This is a genomic window from Sphingomonas sp. STIS6.2 (assembly GCF_000732685.2).
GTDB lineage: Bacteria > Pseudomonadota > Alphaproteobacteria > Sphingomonadales > Sphingomonadaceae > Sphingomonas > Sphingomonas aerolata.
This window is the reverse complement of the sequence record NZ_JPDP02000060.1, coordinates 1-21121: the sequence shown is the minus strand read 5'-3', so window position 1 is coordinate 21121 and position 21121 is coordinate 1. Positions and strand designations below refer to the sequence as shown.

Annotated in this window: 17 protein-coding genes; 13 read left to right on the top strand and 4 right to left on the bottom strand. The window is 61.8% G+C overall.

The window, feature by feature from the left end:
- Together sphst_RS10800 and sphst_RS10795 are read left to right on the top strand one after the other, a co-directional pair.
- Window positions 1-1025 (top strand): AMP-binding protein (locus sphst_RS10800; protein WP_234387576.1); only part of this gene is annotated, 1025 nt, incomplete at its 5' end.
- Complete coding sequence (locus tag sphst_RS10795; protein WP_442800395.1) at window positions 1022-1825, top strand: EAL domain-containing protein; 804 nt, start codon at window positions 1022-1024, stop codon at window positions 1823-1825. The genes sphst_RS10800 and sphst_RS10795, both read left to right, overlap by 4 nt.
- A gap of 763 nt (window positions 1826-2588) precedes the next feature.
- On the opposite strand, the gene sphst_RS10785 is transcribed toward sphst_RS10795, so the two are convergent.
- A complete protein-coding gene (locus sphst_RS10785; protein WP_234387575.1) occupies window positions 2589-3371 on the bottom strand; it encodes a DsbA family protein in 783 nt (260 codons plus the stop codon).
- A gap of 275 nt (window positions 3372-3646) precedes the next feature.
- On the bottom strand, window positions 3647-5140 hold the full coding sequence (locus tag sphst_RS10775; RefSeq protein ID WP_081877422.1) for a tetratricopeptide repeat-containing sulfotransferase family protein: 1494 nt from the start codon (window positions 5138-5140) through the stop codon (window positions 3647-3649).
- A 238-nt stretch (window positions 5141-5378) separates the two neighbouring features.
- Here sphst_RS10775 and sphst_RS10770 point away from each other — a divergent pair, with 238 nt between their 5' ends.
- The 4 genes from sphst_RS10770 to sphst_RS10755 all read left to right on the top strand — a co-directional run bounded on the left by sphst_RS10770 (window position 5379) and on the right by sphst_RS10755 (window position 10697).
- Window positions 5379-6557 (top strand): NF038122 family metalloprotease, encoded by a 1179-nt coding sequence (locus sphst_RS10770; RefSeq protein ID WP_234387574.1) that lies wholly within the window; start codon window positions 5379-5381, stop codon window positions 6555-6557.
- Between the two features lie 734 nt (window positions 6558-7291).
- On the top strand, window positions 7292-7840 hold the full coding sequence (locus sphst_RS10765; RefSeq protein ID WP_043156263.1) for a hypothetical protein: 549 nt from the start codon (window positions 7292-7294) through the stop codon (window positions 7838-7840).
- A gap of 240 nt (window positions 7841-8080) precedes the next feature.
- On the top strand, window positions 8081-9178 hold the full coding sequence (locus tag sphst_RS10760; RefSeq protein ID WP_031393129.1) for an ATP-binding protein: 1098 nt from the start codon (window positions 8081-8083) through the stop codon (window positions 9176-9178).
- A gap of 268 nt (window positions 9179-9446) precedes the next feature.
- Window positions 9447-10697, top strand: coding sequence for a multidrug effflux MFS transporter (locus sphst_RS10755; RefSeq protein ID WP_234387573.1), 1251 nt, complete (start codon window positions 9447-9449; stop codon window positions 10695-10697).
- A 43-nt stretch (window positions 10698-10740) separates the two neighbouring features.
- On the opposite strand, the gene sphst_RS10750 is transcribed toward sphst_RS10755, so the two are convergent.
- Window positions 10741-11718 carry a glycoside hydrolase family 43 protein gene (locus sphst_RS10750; protein ID WP_051916219.1) on the bottom strand — a complete coding sequence of 326 codons (978 nt, stop codon included), beginning with the start codon at window positions 11716-11718 and terminating at the stop codon, window positions 10741-10743.
- A 125-nt stretch (window positions 11719-11843) separates the two neighbouring features.
- Window positions 11844-12260, bottom strand: coding sequence for a PEPxxWA-CTERM sorting domain-containing protein (locus sphst_RS10745; protein ID WP_107045539.1), 417 nt, complete (start codon window positions 12258-12260; stop codon window positions 11844-11846).
- 756 nt (window positions 12261-13016) lie between these two features.
- Here sphst_RS10745 and sphst_RS20495 point away from each other — a divergent pair.
- The 7 genes from sphst_RS20495 to sphst_RS10715 all read left to right on the top strand — a co-directional run bounded on the left by sphst_RS20495 (window position 13017) and on the right by sphst_RS10715 (window position 20955).
- The gene (locus sphst_RS20495) at window positions 13017-13250 is read left to right on the top strand and encodes a hypothetical protein (RefSeq protein WP_159043578.1); all 234 of its coding nucleotides are present in this window, start codon (window positions 13017-13019) and stop codon (window positions 13248-13250) included.
- Between the two features lie 367 nt (window positions 13251-13617).
- A complete protein-coding gene (locus sphst_RS10740) occupies window positions 13618-14481 on the top strand; it encodes an alpha/beta hydrolase (RefSeq protein ID WP_107045535.1) in 864 nt (287 codons plus the stop codon).
- 159 nt (window positions 14482-14640) lie between these two features.
- The gene (locus sphst_RS10735; RefSeq protein WP_234387572.1) at window positions 14641-16422 is read left to right on the top strand and encodes a GH39 family glycosyl hydrolase; all 1782 of its coding nucleotides are present in this window, start codon (window positions 14641-14643) and stop codon (window positions 16420-16422) included.
- Between the two features lie 139 nt (window positions 16423-16561).
- On the top strand, window positions 16562-17830 hold the full coding sequence (locus tag sphst_RS10730; protein WP_199848954.1) for a PQQ-dependent sugar dehydrogenase: 1269 nt from the start codon (window positions 16562-16564) through the stop codon (window positions 17828-17830).
- Window positions 17831-18151: 321 nt separating this feature from the next.
- A complete protein-coding gene (locus sphst_RS10725) occupies window positions 18152-19129 on the top strand; it encodes a bifunctional methionine sulfoxide reductase B/A protein (protein ID WP_081877536.1) in 978 nt (325 codons plus the stop codon).
- Window positions 19130-19304: 175 nt separating this feature from the next.
- Window positions 19305-19637, top strand: coding sequence for a hypothetical protein (locus tag sphst_RS10720; protein WP_107045534.1), 333 nt, complete (start codon window positions 19305-19307; stop codon window positions 19635-19637).
- A gap of 55 nt (window positions 19638-19692) precedes the next feature.
- A complete protein-coding gene (locus tag sphst_RS10715) occupies window positions 19693-20955 on the top strand; it encodes a TolC family protein (protein WP_107045533.1) in 1263 nt (420 codons plus the stop codon).
- Window positions 20956-21121 lie beyond the last annotated feature (166 nt).

The following is a 21121-nucleotide window of genomic DNA, read 5'->3' as shown; positions in this document are numbered from 1 at the left end:
GGCTGGAGTTGGACTCTATGGAGCAGCTTGGTGCGCTAGGAGCGCTGGCAGAGGCGTTCGACCTCGACGACAGCCTGTTGAGCAACGATCCGCCACAGACGGTAGGTGCCTGGGTTGATTGGGTCATGCACGCGCACGCCGAAGGCAATGGACAGATGACGGTAGCCACCTCTGGATCGACCGGCATCCCGCGTCCGTGTGTGCACGACGTTGCTGCCTTGCTTGATGAAGCTGCATTCCTGGCGACGCAGTTCAGCGGACGCCGCCGGGTGGTGGCGATGGTACCTGCACATCATCTGTATGGGATGATCTGGACCGCCTTGTTACCCGACGCATTGGGCGTTCCAGTGGTGGTGCGCACGATCGGCGCGCCCCTTGGGCTGACAGCCGGCGATCTCGTCATCGGAGTACCGGAGCAGTGGCAGGCGCTGGTCCGCATAGTCCGGCGCTTTCCGGCGGATATCATAGGCGTCAGTTCGGCCGGGTCCCTGAACGATTGTGTCGCGGCAGGATTGTCGGCGGCCGGTCTAACACGACTGGTTGATATCTATGGTTCGTCGGAGACCGGCGGTATCGCAATGCGCGACGCGCCGGCGGACGGATATGATCTGCTTCCACGCTGGCGGCTATCGGAACACGGGAAAGAGGATTGGCGGCTTGTCGACCGCCACGGCCGGTTCTGCGACCTACCTGACTACGTCGAGCGCATCGGTGAGAGCACTCTACGGCCGGTCGGTCGGCGCGACGGTGCCGTGCAAGTTGGGGGACGTAATGTCTGGCCCGAGCGGGTGGCGAATACGCTGCGGACGGTGGGCGGCGTAGCAGATGTCGCGGTGCGGCTACATGCGCAGGGGCGACTGAAGGCGTTCGTCGTGCCGGATCCGGATCGCGATCCGGCCCAGCTGTTGGCGCTGATCGAGCAGGTCATGGTCGCTCGCCTGGCCGATCACGAGCGACCAAAAAGCTTTCGTTTTGGACCGGCGTTACCGCGCAATTCAATGGGAAAATTGGAAGACTGGGCATGATGCATTCACCGATCACCGCGGCGGACATAGCGCCCAGGACGCCGCTGACGATGGCGAATGCGTGCCGGGGCTGCCGAACGAGCGCACCGCTCGCGATGGCGATCACAATGGCGTTCCAGCCGATCGTCGATATTGAGACCGGATCCGTCTTTGCCTATGAGGCGCTGGTCCGTGGGGCAGATGGCCGGTCGGCGGGCGAAGTGCTGTCCAGCGTTGAAGCCGACATGGTCTACAAGTTCGATCAGGCGTGCCGGGTAAAGGCGATCGAGTTGGCCGGAGAGCTGTTCGCCCCTGAGGGCGATACAAAACTGTCCATCAACTTCATGCCCAATGCCGTTTACGAGCCGAACGCCTGCATCCGCGCCTCGCTGGCCGCTGCGCGTCGCGTCGGGTTTAATCCCAGCCGGCTGATGTTCGAGTTTACCGAGAACGAGCGGATGGTCGACGTGGGCCATGTTCGGCACATCATCGAATCCTATCAGGCACGCGGCTTTACCACCGCGATCGACGACTTCGGGGCTGGCTATGCCGGGCTCGGCTTGCTCGCGGACCTACGTCCAGACATGCTCAAGCTCGCCATGGCACTGATCCGCGGGATTAATAATTCAGCAGCCCGGCGGACTATCGTTGCAAGCGTTGTGAAGATGGCTGACGAGCTTGGTATCAGCTGCATTGCCGAGGGGATCGAGACTAGGGCAGAATTAGAGACTTTGCGTGAGATTGGCCTTCGCCTTTGCCAAGGATACCTGCTTGCGCGTCCGCAAATAGAAACCTTGCCGCTGATCACCCTAGTCTCATAGGCCGTCCATTTTAGCCATCGCCAGGTCCCCTGTTCCTCATCCGACCTAAACTAGTTTTAAGACGCACTTTGACCCATTGTCGCCCGGGAGCGGATGGGCGGGTTTCGAATAGGAAACGGCTCTTTGTCGCGCTAGCTGTTAAACTCGACGCGCTGATAGATTCCTCTACGTGCGCGACCCGATGGATGCCCAATCAAGATATGTTCGCCTGTTGCGGGATGACCGGTCACGGACCTGACCGGCCTGTGTGCCCGGCTTGACAATTGTGCGACAAACAGGTGTTTTACGCCATCTAAGCTACCTGCTGGCGCATACTTTCGCTCGATAACAAAGCTGGTCGGGTATACCTCGTCACAGTTTGCAAAGGTCATCACTGCCGTGTTGGGAGAAGCCGGAAACTACCAAGCACGCGGCTGCCCACCGACCCGCTTAGCTGCAGCAGATTCTATCTCGTTTAAGTCGGCTTGCGTCAGAGCGCCGGCTGCGAGCATCTTTCGCATCAACTCGTCCAATAGGGCCGCAAGGAAGTGTATTTCACGTCGTTCTGAACCCGTGTCTTCGCCCTCGGTGTTCACTTCCATGCGCCGTTCCTTGGTTCGCCGTGCACTTTAGACACGGCCATTAACGTCCGCCAGGCGAGCATGTTGCACACCCCGCGTCATAAATCCGGGCAAACCTTCTCGTCGCGGAAGGATCTACGTCACTCAAAACGTCGGACATAAATACGTGGTTTAGGAGTGTATCTGAGAAGTTCGACCTGTCGTCACTGACTGATGCACGACAGAAGGATAACCTCCGACGACCGCCTCTTGATCGTCTCAAGACGCGATCGCCGATCCTGCCTGTGACGACTTACGAGTTTCTTCCGACAGGGCGTTCGATCATGTTTGCATCCTCCCGGATCATCAGCCGTCCGCTCGCGCCCGCGCAAACAGCCGTTTAAAGTCACTTGTCTCGATCGCTCCCATCGCCAGCATACGTCCGGCAAGATAGCCGGGGTGCCGGTCAGACAGATCGAATAGGCCTCTTGGCCGTTTGCACGCAAGCGCGCGGCGACGACTTCTGCATGTAAAGCAAGCCACGTCGTCGCGCGCTGCCAGTCCCCTCCAGCACTGGTAACGGCGTCTCGCAGCATGTCGTCGTCGATGATACGACTGTCGGTCATCAGTTGCCGATAAATGGCCGGATAGATCCCCTGTTCGGCACAGGCGAGCGCGATGCTCGCAGCACGTTCGGACGGTGGACCGAAGATTGGCCAGTCCTTGTAAATGACCCTAACCTTGCCATCGCGTTCCACCGCCTCTTCCAAAGCGTGGAAGGCATGACGGCAGGCGGGGCAGCGGTAATCGGTGAAGACGGCAACCCGGAGCGTCGCATCGGCTGGACCTTGCTCGGGTGAATTTCCACTGGTCAGGATCAGGTCGGCGGTCGGCCCAACATCCCGACCGATTGGAGCCGTGCGACGCAGCACCTGCGCGACTGCCCAGCCAGCCACCACGACAGCCCCAAGTCCTACCGCCTGCCTCCGATTAAGTGGCTCTGGCATGTTCAACTCCTCCGAGGCTTGCTGAAAGCCGCTGCGACTAGACGGCGTAAAGTCGGCAGATCGATGGCCCCGGCTACCACTTGCGCGCCGATGAGCAGTGATCGTGTCCCGTTGCATGAGCCGAATGAGCCTTGGGCCGGCATTCGGCCAGCTAATCGCAAATTGGCTCGGGCGGCAGTGGGAGATGTTTAGCCGCAATATTTTGCCGGGGCCGGCCTTGCTTGTGCGTCGGCGAGTACACGTCGCTCATCTACGGCCTCCTTACATAGCCTGATTCAGATCGAGCCTCTTGCATCAATGGGTCCGGTACAATTCGCGATCGCATCAGTGAAAGGGCGCAAAAACGAGCGATAGGGTTCGGCCACGCCAAGTCCATCCGTATTTATAGGACGACGCACCTGAAGGCCGCTGGCGGTACTGACGCGGCGCTTGTTGAGATGTGGCGTATGCACCGCATCTTCCTCGCCAAGTCCGCAATGCGAAATAATGTTCGACGTCCAGAGTGCCGGTTTCCCCACCATGTCGGCAAAGGGAACGATCAACAGTCGGTCACCAAGCCGTCGCTTCCAGAAGGCCATCAGTTTTGCTTCGAGTTCAAAATGGTGCGCAATGTCGTCGAGATCGAAACTCCACCCGACTCCGTGGATGAAGAAGGTACGGAAGCAGGACCACGCGTTATCCAGTGGATCGCGCTGCATCCAGATGAGCGGGACGTTGGGGAAGATCGTCGCGATTAGGCCTAGGTAGCGACTGGCATCAATGGTCTTGTCGACGATCCGTCCGGCAGATCCGGCGCGCTCCGTCAGCAGATGCAGGTACAGGTCGCCGAGCGCGATAAGCGTGCCGCCCCCGGCGAGATATTGATCAATGGCGTGGCCTGATACGCCACCGGCAGTGACGGCTACATGCTGGATGACGTTAAGTTCTCCGCCGTCCTGCACCTGACTGTGGCTTGCGAGTATATGTTCAACGAGCGTTGTCCCCGACCGAGGCAGGCCCGTGACGAAAATCGGGCGGTCGGTATCGGCGGTCGCATGCGTTTGCATTCGCTTGAAGAATTCCGCATCGAAGCCAGTCATCGCGGAAAGTGCATTGGCGGCGTTGGCGTCACGACTATACGGTGTCTCTGATTTCAGTAACGCGGCACCTCGCAAATAGGCCGAGAACGCGGCTGCCGGATCCTTGCGGTCGGCATGCAGCTTACCACGTGCGTAGCAATATCGGGCCAGGTCGGCGGGACCCTGGCGTTCAGCGGCAGCAGCTTCGGCGAGCATTTGTTCGGCCATCCTATCCTCTGCAAGATTTCCCGTGCTGGCGAGCGAGAGCCAGGCGGGTCCCCACCCGGGGCGATGTTCCAGCGCATTGAGAAGATGCCCGCGCGCGGCGTCGGAATGCCCCAGCGTCAGCGCAATGTTGCCCAGAACATAGGCATGGCCTGCGCGGTCAGGTACATTTTCGGGAAGCTGGATCAATAGATCATGCGCATCCTGCTGCCGGTGGGCCTGTGTCAGAAGCACGACCTTTGAATACCGCGCCATAGCCGGGTTGGCGGCTGAAGCGATAAATGCATCGATTGCGCGAAGTGCCAGCGTATATTCGCCACTGACCTGCATTAGATGTGAAATTGTCTTCCAATGCTCGCCAATGGGGGCTTGCTCATCAAGCAGTGTTACCACGGCGCGATTCGTCGACACGCGATCACGACGGCTCAGCGCTGCTTTCAATTGCGCCAGCCTCGCCGTCAACTTCAAGTTTATGGTTGCGGGCATTGTCGCTGGTCTATCCTCTCATGGCGCCGAAACCACGCCCCTCTATGCATGGCCGATGCATTTAAATCACACAACTGACCCAACCGTGCAAACGTGGTTTTGGGCGTTGACAAAGCCGCTGCCGACCAACAGGATCGAGTTAACATGCTGTTAATCATAAGCGCCGCGCACGACGCTTCGGACATATTTTTGGGGTGTGAATATGCGGGCTAAAAGTCTTTTTGAGTACGGCGCGGCGATGATTGCCCTGATCTCTGCTCCTGCAGGCGCTGCCACGATTAACCTCATCGATCTGGGCGGCGTAACTGGTTCCAAATCGGAAATGGGCTTCCAGATTGCGGCTTCCTATTGGGGGTCGATGTTCACCAATACAGCCGTCATCAATCTGGGGGTCGGCTTTTCCGCGCTTGCACCCGGCATCATCGGATCGACCGGCAGCACGCGAGCAGATTATTCGATCGCGAACTGGGAAGCGGGGGTCAATTCGACAAAGAGCGGATCGTATATCGATCAGAACATCGTGCTTCCGACGCTGACCAACGGCGCGGCGAGCTTCATCACTAACGGTACGACGACGGTCGACGGTGTGACCAACGATGACTTGAGCAATCTGGCGTACAACAATGGGGCGACAACAAGCAGCCGGACATTGTATCTGAATACGTCGGTCATCAAGGCGATTGGCGGCGATACCGGTTTGTCATCGACGACCCGCGACGGTAACGTGACGTTCAGCAGCGATTTTGGTTTCGACTTCAATCCAACCGACGGCATATCGGCAAACACCTTCGACTTTATCGGGGTGGCCATTCATGAGATCGGTCATGCGTTGGGATTTGTCTCGGGAGTTGACTTGCTTGACGTCTACGGGATCGGCGACGGCCCAGGGTCGGGTGCTTTGGGTTACAGCCTGAACGATACGTCGATTTACAGCGCTCTGGACATGTTCCGGTACAGCGCCGATCCAACCGACATCCTGTTGGGGTCGGCTCCGTCACTTGATCTCTCGGTCGGGGGGATGAAGTATTTCTCGATCAATGGCGGCAATAGCGCGCTCTTCGACAACACGTTTTCGACGGGTCGTTACAATGGTGACGGGCAACAGGCGTCGCATTGGGAGGACGCAGAAGCCTGTAGCGTGGGCAACGGAATCATGGATCCGACTTTCTGTTATGGCCAAACAGGCGAAGTTACCGGCCTTGATCTGGCGGCGTACGACGCAATGGGCTGGAATCTGAGCAAGGACGCCTTGGCCTACGGGTCGGTGTCGACGGCGGCGATCTACAGCCAGTTTGCGCCTAGTGTCCCCGAGCCGTCGACTTGGTCGATGATGATCTTTGGGTTCGGGCTTGCCGGCGGGGCAATGCGGCGACGGGCGCGGAAGATATCGGTGCGCACTCAATTCAAAACTAAATAGTATTCGTAATCTAGCTGCCCGTATCTATATTTTGTTGTGCGCCGATACGACTAGCCTGTCTCGTCCTCGACAGTAGGTATCGGCTATCCGACTCGCGGGAAGAAGAGGCGCGCCGGACGAGGCTTAGTAATCTGACGTAAAGACATCGATCAGAATTTCGAAGCAGACTAACAAGTAGCGGGCAGCGGCTGGGCCAGATGTTCGCAAGATAACAGCGAGCGGCATCGTCGAACGGGATGATGCGGTCCGGCAGGCTTCAGAAGGTCATTCTGCAAGCGACCTCAATCGCGCTTCGGCCTTGGTGGCACGAACGGCGCAGGCATTCATTATAGCCTCTGCTTCTTTGCCCGAGAGTCGTCGATTTTGCCGGACAAGAGCGGCTTTAACCTGGATTGGCGGACGAGAATCAAGCCGTCCCATGAAATAGGCGCCCACTGACGCCCCGATCTGGCGGCCTCGCGGATTCTTTGATCCAGAGACCAAGGCATTGCTTACCATCACACAGCGGATTTCGTCATTGACGGTTTGGGCGCTCGCGCTGGCTGGCAACCCGATCGCGGCGACCGCGACCAAGGCAGCGGAACCCAAAAGATTGAGGGATCTTAAAGTCATTTTTGGAGCTCCATTTCCGGCATCTGGTTCGTGCGGTATGCCAGAAATGGCAAATGTCCGTTAGCGTGAACGAATGTATAGTCGTCGACTTAGCAATCCGACAATTCTAAAGTGGAGGGAGTATGGTCGATATAGCGGGCTGGATCGCGCTGATAGCGACGTGTGTAGCCGCGCTGATGACGGCCTCGAACCTGGGCGCGCGCGTCACCGGTTGGGGCTTCGTGCTCTTTACCGTTGGTGCAGCAGCCTGGACTATTGTTGGTGTGGCCGCGGGGCAAACCCAATTGCTCTTCTCAAACATCTTTCTGGGCGTTGTCGACGTTTTGGGTATGTGGCGCTGGTTGGGGCGGCGCGCCCGTATCAGTGATGCCGCTGAAGCCGAGGTAGCGCTCAGCAGGCAGCATGACGGCAACAACCTTTTTTCCATTGCTAAACTTGACGGCTTGCCAATCGCGGACGCCGAGGGGAATGTGGTGGCACATGGAGTAGATGCCCTCGCTGCCTGCTTTGACGGGCAGATTAACTACCTTATCGTCCGTTTCGGCGGTGTGGGGGGCGTCGGCGAGACGTTACACCGCCTGCCATGGAGCAAGGTGCGGATGACCGAAAGCGCGTTGCGGACGGATCTAACGGCAGTCAAGTTGGCTCAACTGCCGTTGGCTGAACGATGACCGGGGATATGGTCAGCGGCGTGGCGAACTAGCTTGGTTGACCGATCGCCAAAGCATGGAACGCCATCACCTCTGCCTCCTTTGCCGAGAAGGGTGTTCCAATTGGATCAGCGGGGCGGATTGCCATTCCCCTTGCTGCTGATGACGAGGCGGAGCGCGAGGTGGCGATGGCGGCAATCGATGCCCCCTTCCATGCGCGCGCTGCTCCGGGGCTAAGGCGCTGTGCGCAGGAGATAATTCATGAAAACAGCGTCGGTCGCCCTTCTCTACCAAGCGCTTCCACCACCGTTGATCGACGGGCTGCGAAAGGACGCGAAGCCGGGCGGATATTCAAATAGCGGCGCCGACATTGCTTTCGCCTTGCGGACGGCAGGCGTGAACGTTGGCACACCCGCCTCCGCGCCAGACCCTTCAAAGGCACTCGACTGGGTATTCCCGGACACGGCCGAGAGCATCCGAAGCGCAGGCCCAGCCGGCGCATCGGTCCTGTGGGCGAACACGGTCATGTTCGAAGGGCATCCGCTGGAGACGGCCATGGTCGACTTCGACATCGTCGGGCAGCTTCCCGCGGCGATGCAGGCGTTCGACGACAAGTTCCGGACCAACCTCCTTCTTGTCAAGGCTGGCCTCCCGGTAGCGCAATCATTTCTGCTTTCGGGCACGGCGAAAGAGAACGTCTGCGTGCTCGCCGACGTCGAGGACGCGTGCGCCTCCCGCGGCATGTCCTTTCCGATGATCGTCAAGCCGGTGCGCGGACGTGGCAGCCAGGGCGTGACCCTGGTAGAAAGCCTCGATGCCCTGCGCGATGCCGCGACTGCGTTGATCAAGGCCGCCACCTTCGGCGACATGCTGATGGTGGAGGAGTTTCTTGGCGGTGACGAGATGACCGTCACCGTCATGCCGCCCGCGTCTCCGCGTTCAGACGGTTCGCGGGCATCGACGCACTGGGCCTTGCCGCCCGTATACCGCTTCGATCAGCGCGGCGGAGTAGCACCGTATAACGGCGACGTTCCGGTTACCGCCAACAGCATCGCAATCAGCCCCGAGCAGCTCCGCAATCCCGCGATCGCGGCCATGATCGACAGCTGCGTATCGGCAGCCGCGCTGGTCGACGCCCGCACCACAATCCGAATAGACTGCCGGGCCGATCGCCATGGTACGTTCAAATTGTTCGACCTTAACATGAAACCCAACATGACGGGGCCGGGCCGCCCGGGGCGCGAAGATCAGGATTGCCTCTCGGCAATCGCCGCCCGAGCCAAGGGCTGGAGCTACGTCGATCTTCTGCTGGCAATGTTTTCTGCCAAATGGACGTTTGAGCCATCGGACAGAGTTTAGCTGCACAGGCCCTTTACTTGGCGAACACGCTCCTGGCTTACGGCTTCCGGCAAGACTTACAATTAGGACGTTCAGCGTGTCCTTGGTGCTCTGCAACTTCAAACGCTTGTTCAGGGAGCCTACGGTCACTGCCGGCGAACGAGATTTGCCCCGTGATTGATCGAACGCTGTCTGCGGGTCAAAAAGCCAATCTCCCCATAATTCACCTCTCGTGAGCCGACGTTTGTGCGTGCCGGCAGGCATGGTCACCAGCAGATTGTCGACCTAGATGGCGGCGATGATCGATAAGCAGACTTCCTCCTCCATGAGTCCCGGCGAGTTTGTCGCGTTCGTCGCCGCGCTGATGGCGGTCAACGCCTTGGGCGTGGACCTGATGCTGCCTGCGCTCGCCGACATCGGCCATCAGCTTGCCATCACGACGGCCAACCACCGACAGTGGATCATCACGGTCTACATGCTGGGCTTCGGTGCGGGACAGCTCGTCTACGGGCCTCTAGCGGACAGATATGGCCGCAGGCCGATCCTGCTTGTCACCCTTGCCGGCTTCGTCGCAGCCAGCATCTTCGCCGCAGGGTCGCAGACGTTCCCCGCCCTTCTCGGCGCGCGCGTGCTCCAGGGCCTCATGTCGGCATCGACCCGTGTACTTGCGGTCGCGATCGTGCGGGACCGCTATTCGGGTCGCCAGATGGCGCGCACGCTCTCGGTCGCCCAGATGATCTTCTTCCTGGTACCGATCATGGCGCCCAGCCTCGGCCAGGTCCTGCTGGCCTTCGGGCCCTGGCGCTTCATCTTCTACGCGCTGGCGACCTTTGCGGCCGTCGTCCTTACCTGGTCCGCGCTCCGCCTGCAAGAATCCCTGCCGGTGGAACGTCGTTCTCCCTTGTCGCGGGCTTCGCTCGGCCGCGCCTACCGGTTGACGCTGACGAACCGCTTCTCCGCCGGCTATGCCGTGGCGGCGTCGATGACGTTTGGCGGCATCATCGCCTTCGTCTCTTCCGCCCAGCAGATCTTCGTCGATGAGTTCCATGCCGGTGAACGCTTCACGATGCTGTTCGCCGTCTGCGCCTTCTCAATGGGCTGTGCATCCTTTGCCAACAGCCGCCTCGTCGAGCGGCTTGGCACCCGGCTCATCTCCCAGTCCGCCTTGCTCGCCCTGATCGCGCTGTCGCTGCTTCACCTCGTCGTGATCGGCGTCGGACGGGAATCGCTGGAGACGTACATGCTGTTCCAGGCACTCAGCATGACCTGCATAGGCCTGTGCGGGTCGAACTTCGGTGCCATGGCGATGGAACCGGTAGGGCACATCGCCGGTACGGCGTCCTCGATACAAGGCTTTATCACCAGTGTCGGTGCGGTGGTCGTCGGCTCCATTATCGGGCAGGCCTATGACGGAACAACCTATCCGCTGGCCGTCGGTTATCTCGCGATCGGCGTTGCAGTTCTGGGTGTCGTTTTCTTCACGGAAGGACGAAGCCTATTTCGGGCGCGGCATGCGGGTGACAAGTCAGGGCACGTCTAGACCCAAATCAGGGCATTCAGGCGTTTCAAGAGGTCGAGGTCGTTCAGCGTGGCGCCGGCAACGAGACACCTGCCTGTGTCTGAACAACCGGCCCCATTGTTCCATCCGGGTTGTAGAACAGCCGCTCCACGGTCACCGCACGCCGACCAATTGCTCCACTCATGTCGCCGATTGCGAGCATAGCATTGTGCAGAAACAAGTAGGACTGCCCCTTGAAGTCGACGATACCGGGATGGATAGTGAAACTGTACTTGCCGGATCCGGTCAGCTCGCCGTGATATTTCCATGGCCCGCGCGGGCTGGTCGCTGTCGCATAGGACACGCGTTCGTCCCGGTGCTTAGATCGATTGAGCGAGGCATATGTGAGATACCAGAGCGCACCGCGCTTGTGCAGCCACGGCCCTTCCTCGAAATTCGGTGGCGTAATCTCAGTGATCGGACCATCGATCTCGATCATGTTAGCCTTCAGCTTGGCGATATACGCCTGCCGGTTACCCCACGCGATCCAAGTCGTGCCCGTCTCGTCCGTATAAACGGTCGGGTCGATATCCTCCCAACTATGCGTACCCTTTGGGGTCATTTGGTTGGTAATGAGCGCTGCGCCCTTCGCATCAACGAACGGCCCGGTCGGCGTGTCCGCCACCGCCACTGCGATCGCCTTTCCCGGGTGTGTAGCATCATGCTCCACCGCAGCATAAAACCAGTATTTCCCGTTCTTCGCGATCGTCTGTGATGCCCATGCATCCTGCTTGGCCCAACGGAAATCACTGACCTTCATGATCGGCCCATGATCCTGCCAATGCGTCATGTCCGTGGTCGAATAAACGAGCCATTCTCGCATGTTGAACATTTCGTCCCGTTGCGCTTGGTCATGTCCGACATACAGATACAACCGGTCGCCAACGACCATCGGCGCGGGATCCGCGGTGAACTTGTCGCGGATGATCGGGTTCGATCCGGGCACGGCGTTTGTTGCGACCGAGCCGGTCTGGCAGAAGCCCGCGGCCCCCATGCCGGCCATGCAAAGCGCGCCTGCCAATTTGCTTATCGCGTATCGCACACAAGATCTCCGTGTTGTGCGCCCAGATTAAAGCACGGTTATAAGGTCTCGTCACCCGACCCGTACTTGTCACCCCTGCAGTGCCGTCAGGCGAAGCGGACATTCGCGCGCTGGCGGCGACGCATGACACCGCCGAGCAGACCGAAGCCAACGATGAACATGGCCCAGGTGGCAGGTTCGGGAACCGCTGCCACGACGGCAACGGGTGTGACGATGGCATCGGTCGCGATGAACGGCGTCGCATTGCCTGCGGCGGTGAAGCTCAGCATCGCACGGGTCGGACCAGCAGCGCTGGCATCGAACGTGAAATAGAAATCGTCGGTGCGGTTCAACAGCGTGTTGCCGCCGTTAAGCGCGCCGCCCACGCCCAGGCGGGGGAAGGTCGCCATCGGACCTGCTGCCGGAAAATAGCCAAAGATCGGCGCCGCCGCGAATGGCCCGGCATTGGGCACACCATTGGTGATGCTGCTGAAACTGGTCGGCGCACCGACAAAGCCGCTCATGCTATCGTCATAAGTCAGCTGAAATGCCGCGCTCAAGGCCGTAATCGGCGACGGCGTGCCGTTAAAGTTTTGAAAGTTGCTCGCCGTCAGCGAGTATGCGCGGGTTACGATCACCGCGTTCGCTGGCGCGACGCCCATTAGTGCCAATATGGTTGCCAGAACGACCCGCATCTCTTCCCCCATTCAACTGTTGTTTCGCACGATCTTAACAGCGTGCTATTCCGACGCAATTGTCCTGTTGAAGGTGTGTCCGCGCGACGATGGCCTTGGGCGACGACGGAGCGTTGCGGCTACCATTGTCGCCTGGCCGGCCATCCGCGTCAGTGAAAAGCAGACAGCCCGCGTCCGCCAGCAGGCCTTGGCGCCCCCCCCGCCGTGTCCATGGCCGCGATGGCAAATGTCCGCGACTAGACGATCATTATCCTTAGCGATCAGCGCCAGCCCATTGTCGCCGTGCCGCCTATCATAGCGGATTCACCCTTCGCTGCTGTCTTGAGCAACTCGAGACGAAGAATCTATCGACTATCCTTCGATCATGCGGTGCGCCCCGTATCAATCACCTGAGGCCCTTGATTAATCCGGTCGAGCAATGGGTTACGACGAAATAGCGACTATGACCTTTTGGTGAAAAGGCGGTATCCCGCTACATAATTTGTAAAAATATTGGATTAATTCTTGGACCCTGCTTTGATCCATAACTTAAGATCAGGCGTTACCCCGACGATCAGCCTCACATATGGTTGGTATGGAGACGTCATGTCATCTATTTTGAATGAAAAGCGCCAGATTAGTCAATGGCTTGCAGAGGAAGCAGCGGCGCGGGATGCGTGCAGAAAAAGTAACAACCCGGTTGAGCAGGAACAGCATTTTATGCGCGCAGAACATTTTGCTGATTACGCTTGGAGCCTTGCTGAGACGAATAGTCACGCGTTTATCCCGTCGGAGATTTGGCATTCAAGGTCCGGCAAGCGCGAGAGAATGGCAGCATAGGGCGCAGTTCAGTTCTCGCTGTGCGGAACCTGCTAGAAATCGTTGGACTATGGTAGCGCTATCGATATCCTTAGAAAAAGAACGATAAGATCGGGAGAGCGACCATGGGATTCGGATCCCGTTTGAAAGCCACCCCTCAATGGGTTCGGCCCCCTTTTTCGTACCTCTCCAGCTTGACGATTTGCGCAATCTCACCCGCGCTGGCGCAGACCGATGTCATGGCTCGTATCGCCACCGCGGCGCAGACGAGCCCGGCCGTCAGTGATACGGGTAATCTTGCAGGAGCAAGCGCACGCCCGGCTTCCATCCTGACCGCGCGCGCAGCAGTGGCCGCAATGGTACAAGCCAAGTGAAACGGGCCGTGCTCATGGCAGTTGCGCTGCTGGCGGCCGTTCCGCTCGGGGCGCAGGATCCCGCGCCCGAGCAACCGCCGCACTACACCGTGATCAAGCTCTGGCCCAACGGCGCGCCGGGATCGGCTTCGCACCACGGCGAGGCCGAGATCGCGCGCGATTATTGGGTTCGCAACATTCATGATCCATCGCTGATCGCCTTCCCCGCCGCGCCTGCGCACCGCAACGGGGCGGCGATGGTGATCATGCCTGGTGGCGGCCACAAACTGCTCGTGTGGACCAATGAAGGCACCAAGGTCGCGACCGCACTGAATCGCATGGGCGTCACCGCGTTTGTCCTCAAATACCGGCTCGCGAACGAGCCTGGATCGAAATACTCGGTCGAGGGCGATGCGGCGGACGATGCGCGGCGCGCGTTGCGCTGGGTTCGCGCGCATGCCACCGACTATGGCATCGACCCGAAGCGCGTCGGTGCGATGGGCTTTTCAGCCGGAGGCGAACTCGTGTCGCTGATCGCGGACAATCCAGAGCCAGCACGACGCAGCGCCCTCGATGCCGTCGACAAACAATCCGCACGCCCTGATTTCCAGGTGCTTGTCTTCCCCGGACCGCGTGGCATCCCAGCCACCGCCGTCAAGAACGCGCCGCCGGCCTTCCTGGTCGCCGGAAGCCGCGATCCCTGCTGTGCAGCACCCACCGTCGCGCTCTACGAACAGCTCCGGAAGAGCGGCGTGTCGGCTGAGTTGCACATGTATGCGGACAGCGGCCATGCGTTCAACCTCGACGAGTCGGATCGGATATCGATCCTGCACTGGCCTGATCGCCTGCAAGACTGGCTGGCCGACAGCGGCTGGCTTTCGCCACGAGGGACGAAGTGACGTGCAGATGGTACCGTTCGATCGGATTGACCATCCTGCGCTGCGATCCGCAGTCTCCACTCACGAACTGGCATTGCCGGACTTCAGCAACCCGCGTGAGATCCGCTGTCCATTCGAATTTCCGGTTCGGGTCATGAGGTCCGCCGTCGCGCTGCGAGCGTGGTCAAAGACGACATCGTCCGCATGGTGTTCGTCTCCGGCGGAGCAGGTGACGACATCATGATACGGTTGATGATGATCGGTTTTGCGGCGATCGCCGTTCTCGCTCCCGCAAAAGCTGAGCCGACCCCTGATGCCGACGCGTTTTCCGTGGTCGTAGAGGTCGATGCCGGTCGCCCAGAACGGCCCGTGGAACTGGCGTGGCGGTTCTTCGGCGCCGACGAGCCGAACTATGCGACGATGAAGGACGGACGAGCTACCCTGGCAACGCTAGGCAAACTCGCACCCGACCACGTATATTTCCGCACCCATAACCTTCTGACCTCGGGCGATGGCACCCCTGCGCTGAAATGGGGGTCCACTGGTATCTATTCGGAAGATGCGAGCGGCCGCCCGGTCTACGACTGGGCTGTGGTAGACCGGATTTTCGACACGTACCGCGCACGCGGCGTCAAACCCTATGTCGAGCTAGGCTTCATGCCCGAGGCAATGTCGACCAGGCCAGTACCCTATCAGCATGACTGGCGGCCAGGCAGCGGCGCGTTGCGCACCGGCTGGGCCTATCCGCCACGCGACTACGGGCGTTGGGAAGACTTGATCTACCAGTGGGTGCGTCATTGCGTCGACCGCTATGGCCGCGAAGACGTCGCGAGCTGGTATTTCCAGACTTGGAACGAGGCCAACCTGCCGCAATATTACTGGGGCGGCACGCGCGAGGAGTTTTTCCGTTTGCACGATGCCGCAGTGCGCGGTGTCCGGCGGGCGCTACCCGGCGCGCGGGTCGGAGGACCGGACAATGCCGGCGCCGGTGACGACTTCCTGACGGCATTCATGGCTCACGTACAGGCGGCGGGCACACCGACCGACTTTCTCTCCTTCCATGCCAAGGGCCAGCCCGAGCTGGTCCAGGATGCGAAGGGCGGCCATGTGCGCATGGGCCTGAACACCCACCTCAAAGCCGCCGAGCATGAATTCACAGCGATTAGCGCCAACCCGGCATTCCGAGACAAGCCCATCGTGATCGGCGAGTCCGATCCGGAAGGCTGCGCGGCCTGTCAGGGGCCGGCCAATGCGTACCGCAACGGCACCATGTACTCGAGCTACACCGCGGCATCCTTTCCCCGCCTGCTGGCGCTTGCTGACCGCCATCACCTAAATCTGGAGGGCATCCTGTCGTGGGCGTTCGAGTTCGAGGATCAGGCACCGTTCGCGGGCTTTCGCCAACTCACCTCGAACGGCATCGACCTGCCGGTCATGAACATGTTCAAGATGTTCGCGCAGATGAAGGGTCGCTACATCCCCGCCATGTCCGACCATCAAGTCGCGTTGGACACAGTGATGAACGAGGGCGTGCGCGGCACCGCGGACGTCGGCAGCGTCGCCAGCCTCGACGGCGATAAGCTTGCGGTGCTCGTCTGGCACTATCATGACGACGATCTGCAGGGACCGAAAGCCGCGGTGCGACTGCAGCTGCGCCGATTACCGCGCGCCTTTGCCAAGGGCGCGACGCTGACCCACTACCGGATCGACGCCAGCCACTCGAACAGCTTCGCCGCATGGCGCGCCATGGGATCGCCGCCCGCCCCGACGAATGAACAGCGTGCTACGTTGCTGAACGCCGCCGAACTCACGACCATGGATGCCGCGCCGACGCGCCTGACGGCTCGCAGGGGTGACGCCACGCTGACGTTCGATCTGCCGCGGCAGGGCGTCTCGCTACTGGTCATCACGCCCGCGTCACGCGAAGCCGGGCATCGACGGATCGGTGGCACTAGCCAATGAGACGCCGGGCAAATGCTATCCGAGCCCGGCAATGTCGACGGACCTCGAACGCGGACGCATCACGCGTTCGACGCGATAATCGGCTGGTCGCTCGATCGCGTTTGCGTCACACCGGCCGCTTGTATTGAGAGGATCGTCTTTGCCTGCCTATCCTAGACTGTCCATCGCTGCGCTGTCGCTGCTGATCGGCTGCGGACCGACGGACCGCGCCGCACCACCGGCCGGCTCGCAGGCGCCCGCGCCACCGGTGAACTATGGCGCGGCGGCCCCCGCGTCGTCCAAGCCGTTCAAGGTCTATCCCGTCGCTGCGTTCGACTCCCCCTGGGCGCTGGCCTTTCTGCCGGACCGGAGGATGCTGGTGACCGAAAAGCCCGGCCGGCTGTGGCTGGTCAGCGCGGCGGGCGTGAAGACGCCGGTCGGCGGCATGCCGCGCGTCCACTTCGAGGGACAGGGCGGTCTGTTGTTCGTCGCCACCGCGCCCGACTTCGCGCAGAGCGGGCACGTCTACCTCACCTATGCCGAACCCGGCGCGGGCGGCGACGGTCTGGCGCTGGCGCGCGCGACGCTCGATCTCGGCGCGGCGCAACCGGTGCTGAGAGACATTCGGGTTGTGTGGCGGCAACTGCCCCGCGGCAAGGGCGGGCAGTTCGGCGGCTACATCGCATTCTCGCCCGACGGCCGCTATCTTTTCCTCACCTCCGGCGAACGCCAGCGTTTCACGCCCGCGCAGGACCCTGATCAGGCGCTCGGCAAGATCCTGAGGCTGACGCTGGATGGCACGCCGGCGCCCGGCAATCCCGGCGCCGGCAAGATCGGCGCGAACACCATCGGGATCATCGATCCGCCGGAAAATACCGGTGGCGCCGCCACCGCGCCGGTGCGCCAGGTCACGATTCCCGGTCCGAACCTTACTCGGGCGGAGACCTGGACGACGGGTCATCGCAACCCTTACGGGCTGGCGTTCGATGCCAAAGGTCGCCTTTGGTCGACTGAGATGGGCCCGCAGGGCGGTGACGAGCTGAACCTGATCGAGCCCGGCAGGAACTATGGCTGGCCGATCGTATCCTACGGCAAGAACTACGACGACACGCCGATCGCTTCGCCCGTCGGTAAGACGGAATTCCAGCAGCCGGCGCTGTACTGGAGCCCGATCATCGCGCCGGCCGGACTGACCTTCTATGACGGCACGATGTTTCCGCAGTGGCGAGGCTCCGCCTTTGTCGGTGGACTGGCGTCGGAAGCGCTGATCCGCATCGCGTTCGACGGCGCAGTCCCCAGCGAAGCGGAGCGGTGGGCCATGGACGCGCGGATCCGCGCGGTCATGGCCGGCCCGGACGGGGCGCTATGGCTGCTGGAAGACGGACCTGGCGGGCGACTGCTCCGCCTGTCCTCTAATCGCGCGGGGTGAGAGTTCGACAGGGGGAGAAGAACCAATTCCGCTAAGGGCGTCAGTTCCGACACATGGCTTACGGCTCGAGAAACGACTTTAAGGCCGCATGGACACAGAAGGCGACGCTCAGGGCATCCTATCACCTCGCTGAAACGGGTCATTTGTTCAGGTTTCAGGATCGGAAGGTATCGGCCGAGCATCCCGAAGGACGCGCATGTTGTCGAGAATGTGCCACCGCCTGAGCGCAAGCTCCTGCAGCTTCTTGCTTAGCGTCAACGCGCGGCTGCGGCCGTCCAGCACCTCGACACCAGAGACACGGCGCACCACATTCGGTTGATCATGACCAACTATGCCAAGACTAGCGAGGCCGTTGCCGCCCTCACACCCGAGCAGTTCCGTGTTACTCAACAGAATGGAACCGAGCGTCCCGGCACCGGCCCGCTGCTAAAGAACAAGCAGGCGGGCATCTATGTCGACATCGTCTCGGGCGAGCCGCGGTTCGCCAGCACCGATAAGTATGAGTCCGGCTGCGGATGGCCGAGCTTTACCAAACCCATCGATGCCGCCAGCGTAAAGGCAACGCGCGACTGGTCGATGCTCATCTCGCGCACGGAAGTGCGCTCCGCGCGGGGCGACAGCCATCTCGGCCACGTCTTCAAGGATGGACCGCGAGATCGCGGCGGCTTGCGCTACTGCATCAACTCGGCCGCACTTCGCTTCGTGGCACGTGCCGACATGGCTGCGGAGGGTTATGGCGGCTATCTCGACCAGATTGAGGAACCACCCCTGACCACACAGCGTGCAGTGCTGGCCGGCGGCTGCTTCTGGGGCATGCAGGACCTGATCCGCAAGCTTCCGGGCGTCGTCTCGACGCGCGTTGGCTATTCGGGCGGCGAATTGCCAAACGCGACGTACCGCAACCACGGCAACCATGCTGAGGCGATCGAGATAGTCTTCGACCCCGCCCGCACGGACTTCCGCGCGCTGCTCGAATTCTTCTTCCAGATCCACGACCCGACAACGGTGAACCGGCAGGGCAACGACCGCGGCGCGAGCTACCGCTCGGCAATCTTCTACACCGACGACGTCCAGAAGGCCGTCGCCGAGGATACTATTGCGGACGTCGAGGCGTCGGGGCTCTGGCCGGGCAAGGTCGTAACCGAGCTGTCCCCAGCAGGCGACTTCTGGGAGGCCGAGCCGGAACATCAGGATTATCTCGAGCGCAGACCCAAGGGATACACGTGTCACTTCGTCCGGCCAAAGTGGAAACTGCCACGGCGTACAGCTGCTGCCGGAAGCGAGACCGCCGCGACTTGACTGCAGGCCGACCCGGGCGAACCATGGCGCGGCGGTGGGGACCCATAGCCGGACTTTTAGAGGCTCCTCACCGCTCCCCAACTTCGGTCATTCGTTCATTCTCACAGCCAACGTGATCGGGTCGAGCCGCCGTCCCCGGTTACAGCAATGCCATTCTCTGCTACCGCATAGGTCGATGCGTAGGCTCTTGCCCTTCCTTGCCTGTCTGATGCTCGTCCTGACCGCATGGGTCGGGGTGGCGCATGCGGCTGAAGTCGGCGGATGCATCGAGACGAGTAAGTACGAAGCCGCGTCGCACGTCGAGGGCGATAGCGACCAGGTCGCAGCCGACGCCGACAAGGGTTATCCGCATCATCACGGCAACTGCCACGCTCATCACATGAGCGCGCCGGATGCCGACACGCTGGCCGGCATGACTGGCCCGGCCGGTTCTAGGCTGGCGCCCGTTTCAGACGCCACACTCGTCGGCCGGGATACCGACGCCGCGCTGAGACCGCCACAGGCCTGACGCGTCGATCGGGTGCGCCGTGCGCGCCCGCGTCCACATCGTCAGGAGCATCCCAATGCATCGCATCATCGCGGCCGTCATGGCCGCAGGGGTCTGCGCATCGTCGCTGCAGGCCCAGACCAGTCTGTCGCCCTCCGCGGAACCGGTCCTCACGCTCGCCGAGGCGCTGGCCCGCGCAGGCGCCTCCTCGCCCTTTCAGGAAGCGGCAGCCGCGGGAGTCAGGGCCGCCGAGGCGCAACGTCGCGTCGCCGGCCTTCGCCCGAACCCCTCGATCGTCGTCGAGACCGAGAACGTCGCCGGAACCGGCATCTATCAGGGACTGCGCTCGTCCGAGACGACGGTCGGCCTCGCACTGCCGCTCGAACGCGGGGGCAAGCGCGGCGCCCGGATCGCGCTCGCCGAGGCGCAGATCGGCCGCGCCGGTCTCCAGGCCGATATTGCGCGCGCCGATCTACGATTGCGCGTCACGCAGACCTACGTCGTCGCGGTCGCCGCGCAGCGCCGCATCGGAATCGCCCGCGATCAGCTAGACATCGCCGCCGAGGTCCTTCGCGTCGCCAGCGTGCGGGTGCGGGCCGGTCGGGCGTCGCCGCTCGAGGAACAGCGGGCCGAGGTCGCGCGCGTGGCCGCCGATGGCGCCATCGAGCGCGCAGAGCGCTCGGCGATCGTCGCCTCGGCGAACCTAGCCAGGCTTCTCGGCATATTGGTCGGAACGCTGGACGACGCCTGGTTCCAGCGCGTGGATCCGATCCGCCAGTCGCGTGCTCCCGGCACCGCGAGCACACTGACCGCCGCCGCCGCGCGCGCCGATCTGGATACCGCCACGGCCCAGGTCCGCCTCGCGCGGAGTCAGCGCGTGCCGGACCTCACGCTGAGCGCCAGCGCCCGCAGGCTCGAGCAGACCAACGACGTCGCGGCGGTCTTCGGCGTCTCGATCCCGCTCACCGTTTTTAATGGCGGCCGCTCGGCCGTCGCCGCGGCGGACGCCCAGCGCGACCAGTCTGACGCGCTGCGCCGCGTGGCGCTGCTCGACGCCGAACAGGATATCGCGGGCGCGCAGGCCGATGCGGCGAACGCCGCCACGACAGCGCGCAACGCTGCCGGCCCTGCCCTCGCCGCTGCGCAAGAGGCTGCGCGGATCGCGCGCATCGGCTACCGCGAAGGCAAGTTCGGACAACTCGATCTGCTCGACGCGGAACGGACACTCCTCGAAACCCGGACGGTCGCGATCGACGCGCTGGCCGCCTATCACGACGCACAGGCCCGTCTCGAGCGGCTCACCGCCGACGCGCCCTCGCCCAAGGACACCGATCGATGACCATCGCCTTCATGCGGGCGATCGCGCCCGTCGCCATCGTCCTGGCCGTCGCTGGCTGCGGACGCCCGCCCGAGAAGGACACCAACGCCAGCGCGCAAGCGGGTGACGAAAGGGATCGGGGCACGGGCGATCCCGCCGTCGCCAGTCTTTCGGTCCAGCAGATCGC